The sequence below is a fragment of the Streptomyces sp. NPDC047974 genome, from assembly GCF_040653375.1.
In the GTDB taxonomy this organism is placed as follows: domain Bacteria; phylum Actinomycetota; class Actinomycetes; order Streptomycetales; family Streptomycetaceae; genus Streptomyces.
The window spans coordinates 1-22,045 of sequence record NZ_JBEZNU010000031.1; the positions used below are offsets into that span (position 1 = coordinate 1).

A 22,045-nucleotide genomic window follows, 5' to 3' on the forward strand; every position below is an offset into this window, starting at 1 on the left:
ACGCTCGCGATCCCGGCATCCCGGCAGGCACGGGCGACACGAACAGCGATTTCGCCACGGTTGGCGATGAGCACCTTGCGCACGATGGCTCCCTCAGCTCTCTTAGAGCCACAAGCCTCCTAGGAGCCCCATATCCGCTTCAATGGACCGCCCTCCAGAAATGGGACCGGATCGGCAAGAGAGCGCAACACTTCCCCACCGGGGACAGGGGAACGTCAAATCCTCGTCAAACGCGGAAAAAGAATCCGCGCAGGCCGAATTCCTCGCGGAAGCCGGCCTGCGCGGACGGGGGGCGGTGCGGACTCAGTAGCGGTAGTGCTCCGGCTTGTACGGGCCCTCGATCTCGACGCCGATGTAGGAGGCCTGCTCCGGGCGGAGGGTCGTCAGCTTGACGCCGAGGGCGTCGAGGTGGAGGCGGGCGACCTTCTCGTCCAGGTGCTTCGGCAGCGTGTACACGTCCGTCGGGTACTGCTCCGGCTTCGTGAAGAGCTCGATCTGGGCCAGGGTCTGGTCCGCGAAGGAGTTCGACATCACGAAGGACGGGTGACCCGTCGCGTTGCCCAGGTTCAGCAGACGGCCCTCGGACAGGACGATGACGACCTTGCCGTCCTCGAAGGTCCACGTGTGGACCTGCGGCTTCACCTCGTCCTTGACGACGCCCGGGATCTTCGCCAGGCCGGCCATGTCGATCTCGTTGTCGAAGTGACCGATGTTGCCCACGATCGCCTGGTGCTTCATCCGGGCGATGTCGGACGCCATGATGATGTCCTTGTTGCCCGTCGTGGTGATGAAGATGTCGGCGGTCTCGACGACCTCGTCCAGGGTCGTCACCTGGTAGCCGTCCATCGCCGCCTGCAGCGCGCAGATCGGGTCGATCTCCGTCACGATGACACGGGCGCCCTGGCCGCGCAGCGACTCGGCGCACCCCTTGCCCACGTCGCCGTAACCGCACACGACGGCCGTCTTGCCGCCGATGAGGACGTCGGTGGCGCGGTTGATGCCGTCGATCAGGGAGTGACGGCAGCCGTACTTGTTGTCGAACTTCGACTTCGTCACGGCGTCGTTCACGTTGATCGCCGGGAAGAGCAGGAGGCCGTCCCGGTGCATCTCGTACAGACGGTGGACGCCCGTGGTGGTCTCCTCCGTGACACCCCGGATGCCGGCGGCGAGCGCCGGCCAGTCCAGCGGGCTGTTCTCCAGCAGGGCGCGCACGACGGCGAGTTCCTCGTTCTCCGCCTCCGGGAGCGCGCCGGTCTTGCGGTACTCGACGCCCTTGTGGACGAGGAGGGTGGCGTCGCCGCCGTCGTCGAGGATCATGTTGGGGCCGTCGCCGCCGGGCCAGGTGAGGGCCTGCTCGGTGCACCACCAGTACTCCTCCAGGGTCTCGCCCTTCCAGGCGAAGACCGGGATCCCGGCGGCGGCGATCGCGGCGGCCGCGTGGTCCTGGGTGGAGTAGATGTTGCAGGACACCCAGCGGACCTCGGCGCCGAGGGCGACGAGCGTCTCGATGAGGACGGCGGTCTGCACCGTCATGTGCAGGGAGCCGGTGATGCGGGCGCCCGCCAGCGGCTGGGCGTCCGCGTACTCGCGGCGGATCGCCATCAGACCGGGCATCTCGTGCTCGGCGAGGGTGATCTCCTTGCGGCCGAAGGTGGCCAGGGACAGGTCGGCGACCTTGAAGTCGGTGAAGTCAGCGGGCGGCTGCGAGGACATGCGGTGTGCTCCTTGGGTTCGTTGCAGGGGAGTTCAGGACGTTGCGGTGGATCTCGACCGTCGCCGTCGACTTGTTGAGCGTGATGTAGTGCAGGCCCGGCGCGCCCTCGGCGAGCAGCCGCTCGGCCATCGCGGTGGCGTGCTCGACGCCGATGCGGTGACCGCGCACCGGGTCGTCCTTGGCGGCCTCCAGGCGGTGCGCCAGGTCCTCGGGGAAGGCGGCGCCGCTCAGCTCGGCGAAGCGCCGGATCTGGCGGACGTCGGTGGCCGGCATGATCTCGGGGATGATCGGGGTGTCGCAGCCCGCGGCGGCGACCCGGTCGCGCAGCCGCAGGTAGTCCTCCGGGTCGAAGAACATCTGGGTGATCGCGTAGTCGGCGCCCGCCGCGCACTTGGCGACGAAGTGCCGGATCTCGCTCTCCCAGTCGGCCGACCGCGGATGGCGCTCCGGGAAGGCGGCGACGCCGATCCTGAAGTCGCCCAGCGAGCGGACGAGTTCGACCAGCTCGTGGGCGTAGGTGAAGCCCTCGGGGTGGGGGGTCCAGGGGCCCATGGGGTCGCCGGGCGGGTCCCCGCGCAGCACGAGCACGTCCCGGACGCCGGCGTCGGCGTACTGCCCGATGATGTGCCGGAGTTCGGCGACGGAGTGGCCGACGGCGGTGAGGTGGGCGACGGGCCGGAGCGTGGTCTCGGCGGCGATCCGCTTCGTGACCTCGACCGTCCGCTCGCGGGAGGAGCCGCCGGCGCCGTACGTGACGGAGACGAAGTCCGGCCCGAGCGCCTCCACGCGCCGGATCGCGTCCCACAGGGTCCGCTCGCCCTTGTCGGTCTTCGGAGGGAAGAACTCGAAGGAGAAGGTGGGCTGCACAGGTGTCGGGGTCACAGGCGTCGGCCTCCCGCGTTGAAGTAGCTCGCCTCGGGGTGGTGGACGACGATCGCGTCCGTCGACTGCTCGGGGTGGAGCTGGTACTCCTCCGAGAGCTCGACCCCGATCCGCTCCGGCCGGAGCAGGTCGGCGATCTTCGCCCGGTCCTCCAGATCGGGGCAGGCCGGGTAGCCGAGGGAGTAGCGGCAGCCCTGGTACTCGGTGCGGAGCATGCCGGCGAGTCCCGCCGGGTCCGCGCCGCCGATGCCCCACTCGCGCCGCACCCGCGCGTGCCAGTACTCGGCCAGTGCCTCCGCCAACTGCACGGACAGACCGTGGAGTTCGAGGTAGTCGCGATAGGCGTCGGCGGCGAAGAGCCGGGCGGTCTCCTCGCCGATCCGCGGACCGACCGTGACGACCTGGAGGGCGACGGCGTCGATCTCGCCGGTCTCCTCCGCCCGGTGGAAGTCGGCGAGGCAGAGACGACGCCCGCGCTCCTGGCGGGGGAAGGTGAAGCGGGTCCGCTCGCTCCCGTGCTCGTCCAGGAGGATCAGGTCCTCGCCCTTGGACACGCAGGGGAACCAGCCGTAGACGACGGCCGCCTCCACCAGGCCCTCCCGCTCGACCCGGTCGAGCAGCGCCCGCAGCCGCGGCCGCCCCTCGGACTCGATCGACGCGGGGTCCTTCAGCCCCCACTGGCCCTTGAAGAGCGCGCTCTCGTCGAGCCAGGAGGCGTAGTCCTGGAGCGGGATGCCCTCGACGACCCGGGTGCCCCAGAACGGCGGGGTGGGGACGGGGTTGTCGGTGGCCACGTCGGAGCGGCCGCCGGGCTCGGGCTCCCGCACCTCCAGGGGCACCTCCCGCTTCGGCACCCGCCGCTGCTTCAGCTCGGGCAGCACGGCTCCGGGAACGCCCCGCTTCACCGCCATGAGCGCGTCCATGAGACGCAGCCCCTCGAAGGCGTCGCGGGCGTAGCGGACCTCGCCCCGGTAGATCTCGTGGAGGTCCTGCTCGACATAGGCCCTGGTCAGGGCCGCACCACCGAGGATGACGGGGTACTTCTCCGCCAGGCCCCGGGTGTTCAGCTCCTCCAGGTTCTCCTTCATGATCACGGTGGACTTCACGAGAAGCCCCGACATGCCGATGACGTCCGCCTTGTGCTCCTCGGCGGCTTCGAGGATCGCGGAGACCGGCTGCTTGATGCCGATGTTGACGACGTCGTAGCCGTTGTTGGAGAGGATGATGTCGACGAGGTTCTTGCCGATGTCGTGGACGTCGCCGCGCACGGTGGCGAGCACGATGGTGCCCTTGCCGTCCGCGTCGGACTTCTCCATGTGCGGCTCCAGGTGGGCCACCGCCGTCTTCATGACCTCGGCGGACTGGAGCACGAACGGCAGCTGCATCTTCCCCGCGCCGAACAGCTCGCCGACCGTCTTCATCCCGTCGAGCAGCACCTCGTTGACGATCTCCAGCGCCGGCCGCCGGCCGAGCGCCTCGTCGAGGTCGGCCTCCAGGCCGTTCTTCTCGCCGTCGATGATCCGCCGCTTGAGGCGCTCCTCCAGCGGCAGCGCGGCCAGCTCCTCGGCCTTGCCGGCCTTGAGGGACTTGGCGGTCGCGCCCTCGAAGAGCGCCATCAGCTTCTGCAGCGGGTCGTAGCCCTCCGCGCGCCGGTCGTAGATCAGGTCGAGCGCGGTGGTGACCTGCTCCTCGTCGAAGCGGGCGATCGGCAGGATCTTCGAGGCGTGCACGATCGCCGAGTCCAGGCCGGCCTTCACGCACTCGTCGAGGAAGACCGAGTTCAGCAGGATGCGGGCGGCCGGGTTCAGACCGAAGGAGATGTTCGACAGCCCGAGCGTCGTCTGCACCTCCGGGTGGCGCCGCTTCAGCTCCCGGATCGCCTCGATCGTCGCGATGCCGTCGCCCCGGGACTCCTCCTGACCCGTGCAGATGGTGAAGGTCAGCGTGTCGATGAGGAGATCCGACTCCCTGAACCCCCAGTTGTCCGTCAGGTCGGCGATGATCCGCTCGGCGATGGCGACCTTGTTCTCGACGGTACGGGCCTGGCCCTCCTCGTCGATGGTCAGGGCGATCAGCGCCGCGCCGTGCTCCTGCGCGAGGCGGGTGACCTGCACGAAGCGGGACTCGGGCCCGTCGCCGTCCTCGTAGTTCACGGAGTTGATGACCGCGCGCCCGCCGATCTTCTCCAGGCCCGCCCGCAGCACGGGCACTTCGGTGGAGTCGAGCACGATCGGCAGGGTGGAGGCGGTCGCGAACCGCCCCGCCAGCTCCTCCATGTCGGCGACGCCGTCGCGGCCGACGTAGTCCACGCACAGGTCGAGCATGTGCGCGCCCTCGCGGATCTGGTCCCGCGCCATCTCCACGCAGTCGTCCCACCGGCCGTCGAGCATGGCCTCGCGGAACTTCTTCGACCCGTTGGCGTTCGTCCGCTCGCCGATGGCGAGGTACGACGTGTCCTGCCGGAACGGGACGTGGCTGTACAGGGACGCCGCGCCCGGCTCCGGCCGGGGCTCCCGCGCGGCGGGCTCCCTCCCCCGTACGCGTTCCACGATCGCCCTCAGGTGATCCGGAGTCGTACCGCAGCAGCCGCCCACCAGCGAGAGGCCGTAGTCGCGGACGAACTGCTCCTGCGCGTCGGCCAGCTCGGCCGGGCCCAGCGGGTAGTGGGCGCCGTCGGAGGTCAGCACCGGAAGGCCGGCGTTGGGCATCACCGAGAGCGGGATGCGGGAGTGACGGGCGAGGTAGCGCAGGTGCTCGGCCATCTCGGCCGGGCCGGTGGCGCAGTTCAGGCCGATCATGTCGATGCCGAGCGGCTCCAGGGCCGTCAGCGCCGCCCCGATCTCCGAACCGAGCAGCATCGTGCCGGTCGCCTCCACCGTGACGGAGACGATGAGCGGCACGTCGTGGCCGAGGGCGTCGAGGGCGCGGCGGGCGCCGATGACGGAGGCCTTGGTCTGGAGGAGGTCCTGGGTGGTCTCCACGATCAGCGCGTCGGCGCCGCCGGTGAGCAGACCCTCGGCGTTCTGCTGGTAGGCGTCGCGCAGCACCGTGTACGGGGCGTGCCCGAGGGTCGGCAGCTTGGTGCCCGGGCCGATGGAGCCCAGGACCCAGCGCTGCCGGCCGTCGGCGGCCGTGAACTCGTCGGCGACCTCACGGGCGACGCGGGCGCCGGCCACGGACAGCTCGTGGACGCGGTGGGCGATGTCGTACTCCCCCAGGGCCGCGTGGTTGGCACCGAAGGTGTTCGTCTCGACGCAGTCGACGCCGGCCGCGAAGTACTCGCGGTGCACCGAGGCGACGATGTCCGGCCGGGTGAGGCTCAGGATCTCGTTGCAGCCTTCGAGGTTCTCGAAGTCCGCGAGGGTCGGCTCCTGGGCCTGGAGCATCGTCCCCATCGCACCGTCGGCGACGACCACCCGCTCGGCCAGCGCCTCGCGGAGCGCGGTGACGCGGCTCGCGGTCATGACCGCGCTCCCCACGACGGTTCGACCTCCCGCGCGGCCTCCTGGCCGTACGCGGCGGCGAACACCTCCGTCAGCCGGGCGGTGTCGGCCTCGTACGCCTGCGAGCCCACCGACTCCAGGGCCGCGCCCGCGACCACGCACCCCAGCCTCGCTGCCGTCCGTTCGGACAGGCCGCGGCTGAGCGCGGTGAGGAATCCGGCCCGGAAGGCGTCGCCCGCGCCGGTCGGATCGAGGGCACGCACCCCGGGGACCGCGGGCACGGTGAGCGGCTCCTCGCCGCGGCGGTCGATGCGGACTCCGGCCGCCCCCAGCGTGGTCACCCAGGCGCCCACCATGTCGAGCACGTCGTCCTCCGTACAGCCGAGGCGTTCCAGGACCAGGGCCTTCTCGTACTCGTTGGTGAACAGCCAGGCGGCGCCGTCCACGAGCCGGCGCACCTCCTCGCCGTTCAGCCGGGCCAGCTGCTGCGAGGGGTCGGCCGCGAAGGGCACCCCGTGGTCCCGGCACTCCTGCGTGAAGCGCAGCATGGCCGCCGGCTCGTTCGGGCAGACGAGCACGAGGTCGGGCCGGGCGGGGCCCGACAGCATGCCGCCCAGGCCGGTGTCCGCGGCCTCGGCCATGGCGCCGGCGTAGAACGCGGCGATCTGGTTGCCGTCCTGGTCGGTGAGGCACATGAACCGGGCGGTCTGCCGTGTCGCGGACACGTGGACCGCGCCGGTGTCGACACCGTGCCGCTTGAGCCAGAGTTCGTACTCGGCGAAGTCGTCGCCCACCGATCCCACGAGCTGGGGGGTGAGGCCGAGGCTGCCGAGCCCGAAGGCGATGTTGGCCGCCACTCCGCCCCGGCGTACTTCGAGGTCGTCGACGAGGAAGGACAGCGAGAGGTGGGCGAGCTGGTCGGGGACCAGCTGGTCCGCGAACCGGCCGGGGAACACCATGAGATGGTCTGTTGCGATGGATCCAGTCACCGCGATGCGCACGTCGTCACTCCTGGGATAGGGGCCCTCAGGCCGTCAGGCACGTCACCGTCGAAGCCCTGACGGTCAAAGCCCTGCGGCGGCCTTCAGCTGCGCGGCCCGGTCGGTGCGCTCCCAGGTGAACCCTTCGTCGTCGCGGCCGAAGTGGCCGTACGCGGCGGTGGCGGCGTAGACGGGGCGCAGCAGGTCGAGGTCGCGGATGATCGCGGCCGGACGCAGGTCGAAGACCTCGCCGATCGCCCGCTCCAGGTCCTCCTGGGGGACGGTGGCGGTGCCGAAGGTCTCCACGAACAGGCCGACCGGCTCGGCCTTGCCGATCGCGTACGCGACCTGCACCTCGCAGCGCTCGGCGAGCCCGGCGGCGACGACGTTCTTGGCGACCCAGCGCATGGCGTAGGCGGCCGAGCGGTCCACCTTCGACGGGTCCTTGCCGGAGAAGGCGCCGCCGCCGTGGCGGGCGTAGCCGCCGTACGTGTCGACGATGATCTTCCGTCCGGTGAGGCCGGCGTCGCCCATGGGGCCGCCGATCTCGAACTTTCCGGTGGGGTTCACCAGGAGGCGGTAGTCGTCGGTCGCCAGCTTGATGCCGTCGGCCGCGAGCTGCGCCAGCACGTGCTCCACCACGTGGAGGCGGATGTCGGGGGCGAGCAGGGAGTCCAGGTCGATGCCCGGGGCGTGCTGGGAGGAGACGACGATGGTGTCCAGGCGGACGGGCCGCTCGTCCTCGTACGCGATGGTGACCTGGGTCTTTCCGTCCGGGCGCAGGTAGGGGACGATCCCCTCCTTGCGGACCTCCGTGAGGCGGCGCGACAGCCGGTGGGCCAGGTCGATCGGCAGCGGCATCAGGGAGGGCGTCTCGGCGGACGCGTAGCCGAACATCAGGCCCTGGTCGCCCGCGCCCTGCTTGTCGAGCTCGTCGCCCTCGCCCTTCGGTGAGCCGCCCTCGACGCGCTTCTCGTAGGCGGTGTCCACGCCCTGCGCGATGTCGGGCGACTGCTGGCCGATGGAGACCGAGACGCCGCAGGACGCCCCGTCGAAGCCCTTGGCGGAGGAGTCGTATCCGATGTCCAGGATCTTCGCGCGCACGAGGGTGGCGATGTCGGCGTACGCCGAGGTCGTCACCTCTCCCGCGACGTGCACCTGGCCGGTGGTGACCAACGCCTCCACCGCGACACGGGCGTTCGGGTCCTGGGTGAGAAGCGCGTCGAGGATCGTGTCGCTGATCTGGTCGGCGATCTTGTCCGGATGTCCCTCGGTGACGGACTCCGAGGTGAAAAGGCGTCGGGACATGGCTCTCCTGAGTGACGAGGGGCATGGGTGGGACAGGGGACGGTGCGGTGAGCAGGGTCCGGCTCAAGCATGTTCGGGGAGGGCGCCGGCCTCCAGATGATCCGTTGCAGGACTCTGTCGGGATCGGCAAGCGGCCGGTGGCAGTTCGCGGTGCCGCCAAGTCGGGGTCAGATCTTTGCCAAGAGCTCCGGGTCCGGTGGCTCGTCCACCGGACCCGGAACGGTCGGTTCACACACGTGCGGTCGGTACGCGGGGGGCCGGGGTTCGTCGGCCGGCACCGCCCGTCACCCGAGTGGACGGCGTACTCGGCGACGGGTGCGGGTGCTTCCTGGCGTGCGTACGCGCTGACGCGTGCGTGTGCGTGGTGGCGTGTGTACCCGACGCCGCGGGTCTGTGCGTGGTGGCGCGCGTACCCGGCGCCGCGGGTCTGTGCGTGGTGGCGGGCGACGGATCAGCGGGTCCGGGGCGCCACGACGAGGTCGGTGGTGAACACCGGCTTGCCCCGCTGGGTTCCCTCGACCCGCACCAGCACGCCGTCGCCCCGTTCGCCCGGAACGGTCCGGGCCTCGATCCAGCACGGCGCCTCGAACTCGGCGTAACAGGTGAAGGAGCTCTTCAGACCGAGCACGAGCGCGTCGGGCATGCCGCTGACCGCGTGCGCGGCCTGCCGGGCGGCCTCGAGGAGGACCATGCCCGGGACGTGGTCCACCGGGTGGTCGAAGTAGGTCGGGTGAGCGGTGTCGACCCGCAGTTCCCAGCGGCCGTCCGTGTCCGGCGCGGGCACGGCGAGCACGACGTGCCGGGGGCTGGTGTGCCCCACGAGGCCCGGCTCGACGGCCGGCGGGATCGGTTGATCGCTGTGGGTGGGTGTGCCGCCGCGCAGGCGCTGGAACACCTGTGGGCTCATGCACCGGAAGGAGGCCTCCGCGGTGCCGAGTCTCCTGCCGTCCCGCTCCACGGTGACGACGTACGCCATGGAGGCCAGCGCGCCGTTGCGGCGGACGATGTCCCGGCACTCGGTGCGGAGGACGATCTCGGTGGGCGTGCTTCCCGCACGCAGCAGCTCGGGTTCGAGCGAGACGGACATGTCGTGCATCAGGAACTGGTAGCCGAAGGGGACGTCGAACTCGGCGTGGGCCAGCAGGGATCCGACCTGTCTCACCGACTCGATCAGGAGCAGGGGGTCCTGGTACTCGCCGTCGCGGGCGAACAGGGAGTGGCTGCGCGGCCATTGGGCGCAAACCACGAACTCCTGGGAACCGCCCTGCGGGTCGACGGGGCCGACCGCGTCCCACCCCGTCAGGAAGACCTCGGAGACCGCCGCGCGGTGGACGTACTCCCGCGGGACCGTCGACGTCAGGCGCTGCGCCGGGACCCGGGTTAAGGCCTGCTCCGCCACCGAGACCGGTCGCGTTCCCATGACCCGTGCCGTGGACGACTGCTCAGCGAAGTGCGGCATGTGCAGGACTCCTGTCGTATGCGGGCAGGGGACACCTACGGCACGCCGTCGCCCCCCGCTGCGGCTAACCTTCCGTGCCCAACATACAGACAGGTCTGCGTGGTCCTGGTTAACAACGTGCCAAGCTTTTTGGATCGCGTCGCGCAGTCGGGGCGCCATCTAGCACGCCACAGCCACTTCAGGGCATGCATTCACCCAACTGAACCCTTGACACGCAGGGCTGAGATCCCCTTGACATTCAGACACGTCTGTTTGTTATCGTCCTCGTCGCCGACTGCAGCGCCCCAGCCGCTGCGGCCACGCCACAGGAGGAACAGATGAATCGGCAGGCCGTGGATCTCCTCACCGCACCGACCGAGCACCCCCGCCCCCGACACCCGCAGGGCGGCCCCTCCCGGCCCCAGTTCGCCGCCCCGGCGACCCCGCACCGGCAGGAAGGACTGCGCGTCCTGGTCGTCGAGGCCAACACCCGGGACGCCGACACGCTCCTCCAGGGACTGACCAGGCAGGGATATGTGACGCAGAGTGCGAAGAACGGCGCCCAGGCGCTGCGTTCCCACTGCGACGCCGACCTCGTCCTGCTCGACCTCGACCTTCCCGACCTCGACGGGCTCGAAGTGTGCCGGGGCATCCGCACCGTCAGCGAGACGCCGATCATCACCGTGACGGCGCGCGACTCCGAGCTCGACCGCGTCCTCGGCCTGCAGGCCGGGGCCGACGACTACCTGGTCAAGCCGTACGGGTTCCGGGAGCTGCTGGCCCGGATGGAGGCCATCATGCGGCGGGTCCACCGCCAGACCACGCCGGCGCGCGTCGCCGTCCACCAGGGCCTGCGCGTCGACGCCGACGCGCGGACGGCCACGCTGGACGACGAGCCGCTGGACCTGACCCGCAAGGAGTTCGACCTGCTGTTCCTGCTCGCCTCGCAGCCGGACACGGTCATCTCGCGCCGCCAGATCATGGCCCAGGTCTGGGGGGACGCCTGGTCGCCCCGGGGTCGTACCATCGACACCCACGTCGGGACCCTGCGGGGGAAGCTCGGCTCCAGCGAGTGGATCCACACCGTGCGGGGCATCGGCTTCCGCCTCGGATGCCCGTAAGCGGGCCAGGGCAGGCCGATCAGCGTCGATCAGCCTGCGTCCCGCCCCAGCCCCACACCACGTTGCGTTAAGATACAGACAAGTATGTCAAAATTTTTCGCGGCGAGAGAGTGAAGATGGCCAAACAAGAACGGGCACAACGGACGCGTCAAGCCATCCTCACCGCCGCGGCGGAGCTGTTCGACGAGCGCGGTTACGACTCGGCGAGCACCACCGACATCCTGGCGCGGGCCGGCCTCACCCGCGGGGCGCTCTACCACCACTTCCCGTCGAAGGAAGCCATCGCCCTCGCCCTGCTCGACGCGCACATCGACGCTCTCCAGGTGGAGGAGCAGCCGGTGAAGCTCCAGAGCCTGATCGACCTGACCCTCAGGTTCGCCCAGCAGCTGCAGCGCGATCCGGCGCTCCGCGCCAGCGTCCGCCTGTCCGTGGAGCAGTCCTCGTTCACCGCGTTCCAGACCGGTTACGAGCAGTCCATCGAGGTCATACGGAGCCTCCTGCGGCAGGCCATGGACCAGGGCGAGATGCTGCCCGGTCTGGACATCGACGAGGCGACGCTCTTCATCGTCGGCGCCTACACCGGCGTCCAGACCATGGACCAGGCCTACAACGGCCGCGCCGACCTCATCGACCGGATCGGCTCCATGTGGCGCTTCGTCCTGCCCGGCCTGGCCACGCCCGGCCTCATCAGCCGGCTGCGGACCACGCCCCCGCCGGGCGCCCCGCGGCCCTCATCGGACTGACGGCCGCTCGGGCCCAGCGGGCGAAGGCACCGACGACCCCACCCGCGCCGCCCCACGACCGTCACCGGAACCGCCGGCGGAGTCGAACAGGGCCTGGAGCATCGGCCACAGCCGATCGACGCTCCGCCCCTCCCACCACTTGGGGTCACTGCGCCCCAGGCTCTCCACGCCCGCGGCGAGGAGCACGACGAGGTCGGCGAGGTCCTCCACGGGAAACGCCGCCCGCCGCCCGGCGAGCACGAGCCGCTCGTGGAGCATGGCCAGCATCTGGTCCCGCAGCCGCGGCGCCTGGAACGTCCCGTCGCCCGCCAGCTTCATCCCGGCCCGCACGATCGGATCCGTGCGCAGCGACTCGCCCAAGGTGACGAGAAAAGTCCGCAAGGCCTCCGCCGGCTCCCGGCTGAACGCCTCGTCTATGAGCGCGACGATCCGGTCGTGCGCTTCCTCGTAGACCGCGGCGGCCAGCATCGCGGTGGAGGCGAAGTGGTGATAGAGCGCACCCCTGCTCACCCCCGCCTTCTGGCAGACGTTGACCAGCCCCGCGTCCGAGGGCGGACCGTCCGCGACCAGCTCGGCCATGGCCCGCACAAGTGCTTGCCGGGTCCGGTGCGACCGGGTCTGCATGGGCCCTCTTTTCATGGCATCCGTCGAATGTTCAACCCCCCGGGCGTGACAGCCACGCGGAATCATACAACACTGTCTCTTCTACGCCAGCCCTCCCCCGTTCCCCCCAACCACCAGGCACAGCAACCGGATTGTTTGGCCGGAATCACGGCCACTTGTCACCCACCCACCCCCCGATCGACCCTCTTCACCAAAAAAACAAAACAGGGAAGTCGGTTTACACCCCTCCCCCGCTCACCCCGAACCGCCCACCCCGCCCTCCATCGACTGAACTCCCGCCGCCCGGCACCCCATCCCCACCTCTGCTCCGCCTCCAGCGGGATTCGAGAAAACCTCCACCACCTCTCGACCACCCCTCGACCGCCCCGCCCCGCCCCGCGCAGGACGGTCGTCGCGGAGCGGCCGGCCCGGCCGTCAGGCGGAACGCGCGGCCCGGTCCGCCAGGGCGTCCGCCCTGTCGGCCAGGGCTGTGACCGCGTGCGCCGCCGAGGCCAGGGTGATGTGCCGGTGCCAGCCGCGGAACGTGCGGCCTTCGTAGTCCTTGAGCCCGGCGCTCTTGCCGGCCTCGGTGGACTCCCGCTCGACCCGGCAGCCCAGCTTCGTCAGCCGCAGCAGCATGTCGACCGGAACCGTCGTCATGTTGGTCACCCACACCGCTCCCGGGCAGTCCTGCGGATGCAGCCACTCCCCCAGGAGTACGAGGGGCCGCGCACCGTCCGCGGAGGGTGTGGACGGGTCCGCCGGCTCGGGGCAGCCGACCCTGACCGTGACCGCCAGCGAACTGCGCCGGACGTCCAGCCCTCCCGTCCCCTCGGTCCACTCGACGGGTTTGCGGAGCCGCCTGGCCGAGTCCACGATCTCCAGGGCGTCGAGTACGCCGCCGGCGTGCACGGAGGGTCCGGGGTCGTCCACCGTGAACGGCGTGGCTCCGCTGACGCGTGCGATCACCGGCACTCCGGCGTCCGTGAACCGGCCCAGGATGTGCCGCACGCCGCGGACCTCGGTATTCAGCACGACCGGCCGGGACGGTAACCCCCAGGAGTTCACGTGCGTCAGGAAGGCCGCGGCGGCACAGTCCTCCAGGGGCTGCTCCTCGGCCGTCTCGGGTATGTCGGCCTGGCGCCGTCTGGTGCCGTCCCGCATCCATGAACCCGGGAGGTACAAGCGCCAGTCGACCGGAACGTTGAGCGGTCCGGTGGCGTGCCACACGCCGAACGCGCGCTGCCCCCGGAACGACCCGAGACCGGGGTCCTGCCCGCGGTGGACGCCGACGGAGTGCTCGCCGGCCTTCGGGATCGATATCGGCTGCACCACCCAGGCCCGGGCGGCCTCCACGTGCGCGAGGTACTGGGCGAGTGCCTGGCGCACGGGCATCCAGTCCCAGGTGGAGCTGCTGATGAAGTGGTGCAGACCCTGCTCCGCGGCGGGGCCTCCGACGTTGGCCGCGATGTTGCGGACGGACTTGCGGCCCTGCGCCCGTAACAGTCCGCGCAGATACTGTTCGCCCTTGTCCCTCTGGTCCCGCCGCGCCAGGGAGGCGAACAGCTGGGGGGCCAGGTACCGCGTCACGGCCTCCCTCGTGTCCTGCGGCGCCTGCGCCGTGGGACCCGGCAGGGAACGGTAGTCGGTGTACGTCTCTCGCCCGGTTCCGTTGGTTCCGTCCTCGCCGATTGGCACGATCACGAACTCCCTCATGATGTGACGGCTGTACAGCCGCTGTGATCAAGACGTGCCCAGGGCTCGGCCACCTGACGGACGCCGGCCGGACAGCGGCCGGAAGACCGTTCTCATACAGGTGCTCGATCGACGCGACCGGTCAGGAGGGCCGGGCCGCGGCCGCTTGGGCGCATGTCGGAAATCGTGACGTGTCGCGGTCTCTGGTGCGACGGAAGCCGGGCCCGCACCCGGCTGAGGAACCGAACCGTACCGGCGAGGCGGCAGGAACTCGCCCTCGCCCATGGCTCGTTCGGCACCCTAACGGATGATCACATGTGGCTCAACCGTCGTCGGCGCGCAGAGCGGTGCGGGCGGCAGGGATGACCAAAATTGATCGATCATCGATCGAAATCCCCACCGCCCCGTTGACCTCCGACTTGCCCGAGTCATAGGTTCGTAATGGAATTCATATTCCGCTTGTCGGAAAGTCACGTGTCAGTCGGGGACCTCTCCACCCTTCGGTCTCCAGCCGGGCCCACCCGCACGCCCGGTCGCTCATGGACCGTCCCCGGAACGAGAAAGGCACCGCCATGCCTCAGCTAGTGAGAGATCCCGACACGCCGTGCTCCCGCCTGCCCTCCTCGTTCAGGCCGCGGCGTACCCGCCGTCCACGAGGTGGAAGCCTCCGTAGGCGAACGACGCCCGGTCCGACAGCAGGAACGCGGTCAGCTCCGCCACCTCCTCCGGGGTGCCGAACCGGCCCGCCGGGTGCAGGTCCCTGAAGTAGCGCTTGGCCTCGTCGTCGAAGTCCACGAGGAAGTCGGTGTCCACGAATCCGGGGCCGATCGCGTTGATCCGCACTCCCAGGGGGGCGTATTCGAGGGCGGAGGTCTTGGTGAGACCGATGAGGCCGTGCTTGGCGGTGGTGTACGCCGGGGACCCGGGCAGTACCTTCACGCTCAGGATGGACCCGACGTTGACGACGGCGCCGCCACCGGACGCGACGATGGCGGGCAGTTCGTGGTGCAGGCAGTGGAAGACGCCGGTCAGGTTCGTGGCGATGACCCGCGCGAACTCCTCGGGAGGAAACTCTCCGGTGATGCCCTTGGGCCCGGGCACCGCGGCGTTGTTGACCGCCAGGTGCAGCCCCCCGAAGGTGTCCACCGCGACACGGACGGAGTCCGCCACCTCGTCCGAGGAGGTCACGTCGGCCCTGAAGGCGAGCGCGCGGCCTCCCTCGGCGGTGATCTCGCCGGCCGTCTTCTCCAGCTTCCGCGGGTCGCGGCCGGTGAGCACGACGGCCGCTCCGGCCCGGGCGAGGCGCAGGGCGATGGCCCGGCCGATGCCGGAGCCCCCGCCGGTGACCAGAGCGGTCCGGCCGGCGAACTCCTCCGGCACGATGGGCTCCTTCGGCACGGTGGACTCCTTCGGCTCGGACAACTTTTCGGACATGGTTCGGCTTCCTTCCGGTCAGGTGTGCTGGGTCGTGGACCGCGCCGGCGAACGGCGGGACACCGTCAGCGCGCGCAAGGCCGTGCGCGGTCGCAGCACGGCGGTCGGTGGCACGAGGAGCTGCTGGACGTCCATGAGGGTGCGGTTGACCGTCGCGGAGACGTGGCTGGCCAACAGGACCCGCTGGGTGTACCAGTTGAGGACCCGGGTGCCGCGCGGGCGCGGGCCCGTGGTCTCCGGGTGGGTGAAGTCGTTGCCGGCCGCCATCTGCCAGGGCCCGTCGATGGCACGCGCGGCGGCGGCGAAATAGGCGCGGGCCATGGCGGCGCCCGTGCCGCCGTCCTGGTCGAGGGCGCGGCCCAGGGCCGCCGCCTGAAGGGCGGCGAGGGTCATGCCCTGCCCGTACAGCGGGTTGAGGCTGCACAGGGCGTCGCCGACGACGAGGTATCCGGACGGCGGGGTACGCAGCCGTTCGTACCGGCGCCGCCGGGCGGCCGGGAAGGTGAACCTGCGGGCCGGCGAGGCGGCCAGCGGTTCGGCGTCGCGCACGATCTCGCGCACGGCCCGGCTGGGCAGCGCGCCGGCGAACGCGGTGAATCCGGCCGGGTCCACCGGGGCGTGGGCGCGGTGCCAGCCGCCCAGCGTGACCATCCACCGGTCGTCCTCCACCGCGAACACGGCCGCGGCCCGCTTGTCGCCGCCGGCGCCCGCCATCAGGTGCAACAGGCCGCCGTCGGCGAGGCGTTCGCCGGCACGGCGGTGGTAGAGGCGGGTGGTGTACCCGACGTCCACCTTGACCGAGTCGACCTCGGGAACCTCGCAGCCGAGTCCGCTCATCAGGGGGTCCGCCGGAGCCCCGCCGCGGCCCGAGGCGTTGACGACGAGGGCGGCGCGCAGCGTCTCACCGGTGTCCAGTTCCACGCCGGTGACGTGGCCGCGGGTGCCGGTGAGCGACCGTACGGTGGTCCGGTCCCGGATCTCCAGGCCGGCCAGGGCCGCCGTCCTGGCCCGGACGGCGGTCTCCAGCAGGGCGCGGGTGAGGCTGATTCCCCGGCCGGTGCTGTGGAAGCGGCGTCGCACTGCTCCCATCTGGTGCATGGAGAGATCGTGGCCGGGGTCGAACGGCACGGCCCCGGCCCGCAGCAGGTCCGCCTCAAGCCCGGGGAAGAGCTCTTCCAGCTGCTGTTTGCCCCGGAGCAGCAGGGCGTGCCCGTGGTCCCCGTGCGGCACGCCACGCCGGGGTTCCGCCCGGCCCGGCAGGGTGTCGCGGTCCAGGACCGTCACCTTGCCGAACCGGCCTGCGAGCACCCGGGCCGCGGCCAGGCCGCCCATCGACGCTCCGATCACGACCGCGTGGCCGCTGTCGCCCCTCATGCGTTCCTCTCCTTCTGTGGTGCCGTGTGCCGGCCGGCGCGCGGTGAGCCCACCGGCTCAGAGCCGTACGAGGGCTTTGCCGAGGTTGTCGCCGCGGAAGAGACCGAGGAAGGCCCGCACGGCGCCGTCGATGCCGTCGGTATGGGTTTCCCGCCAGGAGAGTTCACCGGAGCGGACCCAGGCGGAGACCTCCTCGGTGAAGCGCGGCAGGAGGTCCTGGAAGTCGGTGACGATCATGCCGCGGAGGGTCAGCCGCTTGCCGATGGCCTGGGCGAGGTTGCGCGGCCCGGGTGGCGCTTCGACGTCGTTGTACTGGGCGATGGCCCCGCACAGCGCGATCCTGCCGTGCTCGTTCATGGTCTGGATGGCGGCTTCGAGGTGGTCGCCGCCGACGGTGTCGACGCAGAGGTCGATGCCGTCGGGCGCGGCGTGGGCGAGCTGCTCGGCGACGGGTGCGGTGCGGTAGTTGAAGGCGGCGTCGAAGCCGAGCTCCTCGACGAGCACCCGGACCTTCTCGTCGCTGCCCGCGGAGCCGATGACCCGGGCCGCTCCCCTGAGCCGGGCCATCTGACCCGCCTGGCTGCCGACGGCTCCGGCGGCGCCGGACACGAAGACGGTGTCGCCCTCGCGGAAGGACGCGACGTGGAACAGGGCGGCGTAGGCGGAGAGGCCGGTCATGCCGAGGACGCTCAGGTAGGCGGTGAGCGGGGCGGCTTGGGGGTCGACGCGGGTGACCTCGGCGGCCGGGACGACGCCGTGCTCGCGCCACCCCGCGAAGTGCAGCACGTGGTCGCCGGGGGCGAAGCCCTCGGCCTTGGAGGCGATGACCTCGCCCACGGCGTGGCCGGCGAGCGGCTCGTCGAGGGCGTAGGGCGGGAAGTAGGCGTAGCCGGGGGTGTCGCCCATGCGGCCCCGCATGTAGGGGTCGACGGAGAAGTGGGTGTTGCGGACGAGGAGCCGGCCGTCGTCGAGCGGGCCGAGGGGGGTCTCGCGCAGGGCGAAGTCCCGCGGCGACGGCTCGCCCACGGGGCGTGCCACGAGGTGCCAGGCGCGGGTGGTGGCGGGTGGTTCGAGCATCTGTGGGTCCTTCGGGGTCAAAGGGCAGGGTGATGCGGGGAGCTGCGCAGGTCGACGGGGTCCACGGGGTGGGGCTGGTTCAGCAGCCGGTCGAAGACCCGGTACTTGACGGGCAGCGCGTCCAGGGTCCGCATGCGGGCCCGGCGCAGGAAGGTCTGCCACGGCGTGTGCAGGGCGAGGGACGCCTCCTGACGGCGCTGGAAGCGGGTGACGAACTCCTTGTGCGCGCGGCGGGCGGCGATGAACGCGGCGAAGACGTCGGCCCGTACGACGCCGTCCCGGGCTCCGTCGGTGAGGGCGGCGGTGATCAGCGGGGTGAGGCCCACCACGTCCTGCAGGGCGAGGTTGACGCCCTGGCCGAGGGTGGGGGTCGCGGTGTGGGAGGCGTCGCCGACGAGGATCAGCCCGTCGCGGGACCACTGGCCCACCGACGCGTTGAAGACCTCCAGGAAGCTGGTGTCCTCCCAGGAGTGCAGGTGGGTGCGGATCAGGGGGGCGAGGCGGGGGTCGATGGCCGCCACGCGTTCCCGGAAGGCCTCGAATCCCTCGGCGCGCAGGGCGCCGAGCCCGCGTTTGGGCAGGTTGTGGCTGACTCGGATGGCGTCCGGGTAGGTCGGCAGGACGGCGAGGTGCCGGGCACGGTCCACGACGAGTTCGGAGCGGAGTTCCCACCCGTCGGGGCGGGGCAGCCGGAAGGAGAGCAGGTCGCGCTCGGCCTGGAGCACCGACGGGTCGAGTCCGGCCGCCTTGCGGACTTTCGAGAAGCGCCCGTCGGCGCCGACGACGAGGCGCGCGCGCACCTTGGTGACGGTGCCGTCCGGTCCGCGCAGCACCGCGCCGCGCACGGCGCCGTCCTCTTCGATCAGCGAGGTGAAGCGGGTTCCGGCGGCGAAGACGTGCTGGGGCAGGCCGGTGGCCGCCTCGTGGAACATCCGGATCAGCGGTGGCTGCGGGAACTCGATGGGAAGGGTGCCGATGGCGAAGCGCCGGTAGTCGACGTGGAAGACCTGGCGGCCTTCCAGCCACATCGCCACGCCGGTGCTGCTCAGGTAGCCGTGGGCCTCCAGCGCGTCGCCGAAGCCGAGGGCGCGCAGTGCCCGCACCGAGGGGGCGGCGAGGCTCTCGCCGCGGAAGTCGCGTTCGAAGTCGGGCTGTTTGTCGACGAGGAGGACGTGGACGCCGCGGCGGGCGAGCATGGTGCCCAGCAGGGCACCGGCCGGTCCGCTGCCCACGATCAGGACGTCGGTCTCGTTCGGGATTCCCATCTCAGCGGCTCCGGGGCGGCCGGCGCGGACCGCTCCGGCCGGCGCCGTGGACGACGCGGACGAGGCGGACGAGGGTGTTCATGGTCCGGGCGGACCGGCGGAAGGAGAGCGGCTGGACGGGCGCCCTCAGCCACTGCCGGGCCACCGCGTGGGTGCGGGTGAACTCGCGGAGGCCTTCGGGGCCGTGGACGCGGCCGAAGCCGGAGGCGCCGGTGCCGCCGAAGGGCAGGCCGGGGATCCCGGCGAAGGCAAGGACGGAGTTGACGGAGACCATGCCGACGCGCAGCCGGCGGGCGATGGCGGTGCCCCGGGTGCGGGAGAACACCGCGGCGCCGAGCCCGTACGCGCAGGCGTTGGCCCGGTCCACGGCCTCGGCCGCGGAGCGCACGCGGTTGATCACGAGTACCGGGCCGAAGGTCTCCCGGGTGAGCACGTCCGCGTCCTCGGGGACGTCGGTGAGGATGACCGGCGACACATAGGGGGCGCGCACGGACTCCGGGCCGCCGAGGACGGCGCGTCCGCCGCGCTTCAGGGCGTCGCGGATGTGGTCCAGGACGATGCCGGGCTGCTCCGCGGTGGTCATCGGGCCGATGTGGGCGTCGGGTTCGGGTCCGGTGCGCAGGGCCGCCGCCCGGTCGACGACGGCTTCGGTGAAGCGGTCGGCGACGTCCTGGTGGACGTAGACGCGTTCCACGCCGACGCAGGTCTGGCCGGCGTTGGCGAGGCCGGCCCAGACGACGGCGTCCGCGGCCGACTCCAGGTCCGCGTCCCGGTCGACGATGACGGCGTCCTTGCCGCCGCACTCCAGCAGGACGGGGGTCAGGTTCTCGGCGCAGGCGGCCATGACCCGCTTGCCGGTCTCCGTGGATCCCGTGAAGGCGACCTTGTCGACACCGGAGCGGCACAGCGCCGCACCGGTCTCCCCCCGGCCGAAGACCACCTGGAGCACCTCGGGCCGGCCCGTGGCCTCCGCGAAGGTGGCGGCGAGCCAGGCGCCGACGGCCGGCGTGTGCTCACTGGGTTTGAGGACCACGGTGTTTCCCGCGGCGAGGGCGTGGGCGACCGGCCCGATGGGGATGAACGCCGGGTAGTTCCACGGGGCGATGACTCCGACGACACCGAGCGGATGGTGCTCGACGCCGGCGGTGTGGTGGAACATGAGCATGCCGGCGGGAACCCGGCGGGGTCGCAGCACCCGGCCGGCGTGGGCGGCCGCCCAGCGCAGGTGGTCGGCGACCAGGATCACTTCCAGCTGGGCGTCGGCCCTGGTCTTGCCGGTCTCCGCGGAGATCAGCCGGATCAGTTCGCCGACGCGGCGCAGGATGAGGCCCCGCCAGGCGTCGAGCTCCCGTGCGCGGCCGGCGTGGCCGAGCCGGGCCCAGGCGGGTGCGGCGGCCCGTGCGGCGGCGACGCGTTCGGACACCTCGGCGGTGCCGTGCACGGGATACCGGCCCAGGACGCGGCCGTCGCGGGGGTCGGTCGACACCAGGTCGCCGGGGGCGGTGACGGTCATGCGCCCACCGCCTCGGCCGGTGCCTGGCCGCGGCGGCCGTCCGGGCTGCGGGGGTGCAGGCGTACGAGGACCTCGCTCATCGGCCGCAGGGAGATGGAGGTGTCGCCGTACCTGATGAAGTTGCCCGGCAGCAGGCTCAGCCGGAACCGCTGGCTGATCATGGCGACGGCGATGCGGAGTTCCAGCAGCGCCATGAAGTTCCCGATGCACATGCGGGCGCCCGCGCCGAACGGGAAGTACGTCATGCGCGGCCGTTCCTTGACGCGTTCGGGGTCGAAGCGGCGCGGATCGAAGGCCTCGGGGTTGTCCCAGTACCGCGGGTTGCGGTGCGAGACGAGGGGGGACAGCAGCACGGAGGAACCGGCCGGCACGTGGTAGCCGCCCAGTTCGTCCGCGGCGACGGCATCGCGCGGGTAGACCCAGATCGGCGGGTACAGGCGCAGGCTCTCATCGATGACCTGCCGGGTGTAGGGGAGGTTCCCCATGTCGTCGGCGCCCGGCTCCCGGTCGCCGACGACGCGTGCGATCTCGTCGTCCATCTCGTCCTGGACGGACGGGTTGTTCGCGACCGACAGCAGCGTCCAGAGGAGGGCCACGGCGGTGGTCTCGTGTCCGGCGAGGTAGATGGTCAGGATCTCGTCGCGGACCTCGTCGTCCGTCCACCGCTCTCCGGTGACCGGGTCGGTGGCGGCCTCGATCAGTTCCATGAGCCTGCCTTCGCCGGTCGCCGCGTGGCGCTCGCGGATCTCGGTGACCAGGCGGGTGAAGATCCTGCGGTCGCGTGCGATGGTCCGGTTGCGCTTGGTCGGTACCCAGGACGGCAGCATCTCGGTGACGGAACCGTGCTTGAACATGACCTCGATGACGTTGTCCACGACGTCCTTGAGGACGGGGACCGCCGGCCGGATGTCGTAGCCGAACAGGGAGCGGCTGAGCGTGACGAGGGTGAGCCGCAGGGTCTCGGCGATCAGGTCGACGGGCTCGCCGCGACGCGCCTTCTCCTCCCACTCGTCCAGCATCTCGCGGGTGGCGTCGACGACGTAGGGTGCGACCGCGTCGACCGCCTTGCGCAGGAAGACCGGCTGTACCGCTCGGCGGTGGGACTTCCAGAAGTCGCCGTCCGTGGTGAGCAGTCCGTCGCCCATGACGATCCGGAACTGTTCGTAGAGGGCGCCGCGGACGTAGTTGCCGTTGTTGTCCTTCAGGACACGGCCGACGGCGTCCGGATCGGAGACCAGGTACACCTCCTGGGGGCCGAGCCTGATGCGGCTGATCTCGCCGTGGTCGCGCTGCACCCGCAGCAGGAACTCGGCGGTGGACTTCTTCCACTGCGGAAGGCTGCCCAGGACGGGGATGCCTCGGGGGCCCGGTACCGGGCGCGCGGTGGATGTTCGCGACGTGCTGGTCATGATGGGGTCACCTCGTGGGTCGGGCGGTTCACGGCGCCGGGTGGGG

Annotated in this window: 17 protein-coding genes; 2 read left to right on the top strand and 15 right to left on the bottom strand. The window is 71.2% G+C overall.

Annotation, left to right across the window (positions count from 1 at the left end; translation table 11 throughout):
- From AB0E19_RS31750 to AB0E19_RS31780, 7 genes are all read right to left on the bottom strand, one after another.
- Positions 1–83, bottom strand: an 83-nt coding sequence (locus AB0E19_RS31750; protein ID WP_355335748.1) for a biotin carboxylase N-terminal domain-containing protein, incomplete at its 3' end; no start/stop codon positions are given.
- A gap of 220 nt (positions 84–303) precedes the next feature.
- A complete protein-coding gene (ahcY, locus tag AB0E19_RS31755; RefSeq protein ID WP_362186140.1) occupies positions 304–1,713 on the bottom strand; it encodes an adenosylhomocysteinase in 1,410 nt (469 codons plus the stop codon).
- Positions 1,691–2,596 (bottom strand): methylenetetrahydrofolate reductase [NAD(P)H], encoded by a 906-nt coding sequence (gene metF, locus AB0E19_RS31760; RefSeq protein WP_362186143.1) that lies wholly within the window; start codon positions 2,594–2,596, stop codon positions 1,691–1,693. Before metF ends, ahcY begins: the two co-directional genes overlap by 23 nt.
- Positions 2,593–6,060 carry a methionine synthase gene (metH, locus tag AB0E19_RS31765; RefSeq protein WP_362186146.1) on the bottom strand — a complete coding sequence of 1,156 codons (3,468 nt, stop codon included), beginning with the start codon at positions 6,058–6,060 and terminating at the stop codon, positions 2,593–2,595. The genes metF and metH overlap by 4 nt, the downstream gene beginning before the upstream one ends.
- Positions 6,057–7,040 carry a carbohydrate kinase family protein gene (locus tag AB0E19_RS31770; protein ID WP_362186149.1) on the bottom strand — a complete coding sequence of 328 codons (984 nt, stop codon included), beginning with the start codon at positions 7,038–7,040 and terminating at the stop codon, positions 6,057–6,059. Before AB0E19_RS31770 ends, metH begins: the two co-directional genes overlap by 4 nt.
- Positions 7,041–7,103: 63 nt before the next feature.
- Complete coding sequence (gene metK / locus AB0E19_RS31775) at positions 7,104–8,327, bottom strand: methionine adenosyltransferase (RefSeq protein WP_362186152.1); 1,224 nt, start codon at positions 8,325–8,327, stop codon at positions 7,104–7,106.
- Positions 8,328–8,778: 451 nt separating this feature from the next.
- Positions 8,779–9,786, bottom strand: a complete 1,008-nt coding sequence (locus AB0E19_RS31780; protein WP_362186155.1) for a ScbA/BarX family gamma-butyrolactone biosynthesis protein — start codon at positions 9,784–9,786, stop codon at positions 8,779–8,781.
- A gap of 317 nt (positions 9,787–10,103) precedes the next feature.
- On the opposite strand from AB0E19_RS31780, the gene AB0E19_RS31785 reads away from it, so the two are divergent.
- The gene (locus AB0E19_RS31785) at positions 10,104–10,886 is read left to right on the top strand and encodes a response regulator transcription factor (RefSeq protein ID WP_362186158.1); all 783 of its coding nucleotides are present in this window, start codon (positions 10,104–10,106) and stop codon (positions 10,884–10,886) included.
- Positions 10,887–11,002: 116 nt separating this feature from the next.
- Positions 11,003–11,629 (top strand): ScbR family autoregulator-binding transcription factor, encoded by a 627-nt coding sequence (locus tag AB0E19_RS31790; protein ID WP_362186161.1) that lies wholly within the window; start codon positions 11,003–11,005, stop codon positions 11,627–11,629.
- On the opposite strand, the gene AB0E19_RS31795 is transcribed toward AB0E19_RS31790, so the two are convergent.
- From AB0E19_RS31795 to AB0E19_RS31830, 8 genes are all read right to left on the bottom strand, one after another.
- Entirely contained in the window at positions 11,618–12,208 is a 591-nt protein-coding gene (locus AB0E19_RS31795; RefSeq protein ID WP_362186164.1) for a TetR/AcrR family transcriptional regulator, read from the bottom strand. The two genes, AB0E19_RS31790 and AB0E19_RS31795, sit on opposite strands and share 12 nt — an antisense overlap.
- 459 nt (positions 12,209–12,667) lie before the next feature.
- Positions 12,668–13,822 (bottom strand): transposase, encoded by a 1,155-nt coding sequence (locus tag AB0E19_RS31800; RefSeq protein WP_362186167.1) that lies wholly within the window; start codon positions 13,820–13,822, stop codon positions 12,668–12,670.
- A 732-nt stretch (positions 13,823–14,554) separates the two neighbouring features.
- Positions 14,555–15,361: an SDR family NAD(P)-dependent oxidoreductase gene (locus AB0E19_RS31805; protein WP_362186170.1), complete on the bottom strand. Its 807-nt coding sequence runs from the start codon at positions 15,359–15,361 to the stop codon at positions 14,555–14,557.
- An 18-nt stretch (positions 15,362–15,379) separates the two neighbouring features.
- Positions 15,380–16,735, bottom strand: coding sequence for a monooxygenase (locus AB0E19_RS31810; protein ID WP_362186173.1), 1,356 nt, complete (start codon positions 16,733–16,735; stop codon positions 15,380–15,382).
- 57 nt (positions 16,736–16,792) lie between these two features.
- Positions 16,793–17,812 (bottom strand): NADP-dependent oxidoreductase, encoded by a 1,020-nt coding sequence (locus tag AB0E19_RS31815; RefSeq protein WP_362186176.1) that lies wholly within the window; start codon positions 17,810–17,812, stop codon positions 16,793–16,795.
- Positions 17,813–17,829: 17 nt separating this feature from the next.
- The gene (locus tag AB0E19_RS31820; RefSeq protein WP_362186179.1) at positions 17,830–19,077 is read right to left on the bottom strand and encodes an FAD-dependent monooxygenase; all 1,248 of its coding nucleotides are present in this window, start codon (positions 19,075–19,077) and stop codon (positions 17,830–17,832) included.
- Between the two features lies 1 nt (position 19,078).
- A complete protein-coding gene (locus AB0E19_RS31825; protein WP_362186182.1) occupies positions 19,079–20,590 on the bottom strand; it encodes an aldehyde dehydrogenase family protein in 1,512 nt (503 codons plus the stop codon).
- A complete protein-coding gene (locus AB0E19_RS31830; RefSeq protein ID WP_362186185.1) occupies positions 20,587–21,999 on the bottom strand; it encodes a cytochrome P450 in 1,413 nt (470 codons plus the stop codon). Before AB0E19_RS31830 ends, AB0E19_RS31825 begins: the two co-directional genes overlap by 4 nt.
- Positions 22,000–22,045 lie beyond the last annotated feature (46 nt).

Bases quoted from the DNA above. Each gene is read 5' to 3' on its own strand.
- AB0E19_RS31795 (WP_362186164.1), bottom strand. From the start codon at position 12,208: ATGGCCGAGCTGGTCGCGGACGGTCCGCCCTCGGACGCGGGGCTGGTC.
- AB0E19_RS31785 (WP_362186158.1), top strand. From the start codon at position 10,104: ATGAATCGGCAGGCCGTGGATCTCCTCACCGCACCGACCGAGCACCCC.
- AB0E19_RS31780 (WP_362186155.1), bottom strand. From the start codon at position 9,786: ATGCCGCACTTCGCTGAGCAGTCGTCCACGGCACGGGTCATGGGAACG.
- metH (WP_362186146.1), bottom strand. From the start codon at position 6,060: ATGACCGCGAGCCGCGTCACCGCGCTCCGCGAGGCGCTGGCCGAGCGG.
- AB0E19_RS31815 (WP_362186176.1), bottom strand. From the start codon at position 17,812: ATGCTCGAACCACCCGCCACCACCCGCGCCTGGCACCTCGTGGCACGC.
- ahcY (WP_362186140.1), bottom strand. From the start codon at position 1,713: ATGTCCTCGCAGCCGCCCGCTGACTTCACCGACTTCAAGGTCGCCGAC.
- AB0E19_RS31820 (WP_362186179.1), bottom strand. From the start codon at position 19,077: ATGGGAATCCCGAACGAGACCGACGTCCTGATCGTGGGCAGCGGACCG.
- AB0E19_RS31825 (WP_362186182.1), bottom strand. From the start codon at position 20,590: ATGACCGTCACCGCCCCCGGCGACCTGGTGTCGACCGACCCCCGCGAC.
- AB0E19_RS31810 (WP_362186173.1), bottom strand. From the start codon at position 16,735: ATGAGGGGCGACAGCGGCCACGCGGTCGTGATCGGAGCGTCGATGGGC.
- AB0E19_RS31790 (WP_362186161.1), top strand. From the start codon at position 11,003: ATGGCCAAACAAGAACGGGCACAACGGACGCGTCAAGCCATCCTCACC.
- AB0E19_RS31830 (WP_362186185.1), bottom strand. From the start codon at position 21,999: ATGACCAGCACGTCGCGAACATCCACCGCGCGCCCGGTACCGGGCCCC.
- AB0E19_RS31805 (WP_362186170.1), bottom strand. From the start codon at position 15,361: ATGTCCGAAAAGTTGTCCGAGCCGAAGGAGTCCACCGTGCCGAAGGAG.
- metK (WP_362186152.1), bottom strand. From the start codon at position 8,327: ATGTCCCGACGCCTTTTCACCTCGGAGTCCGTCACCGAGGGACATCCG.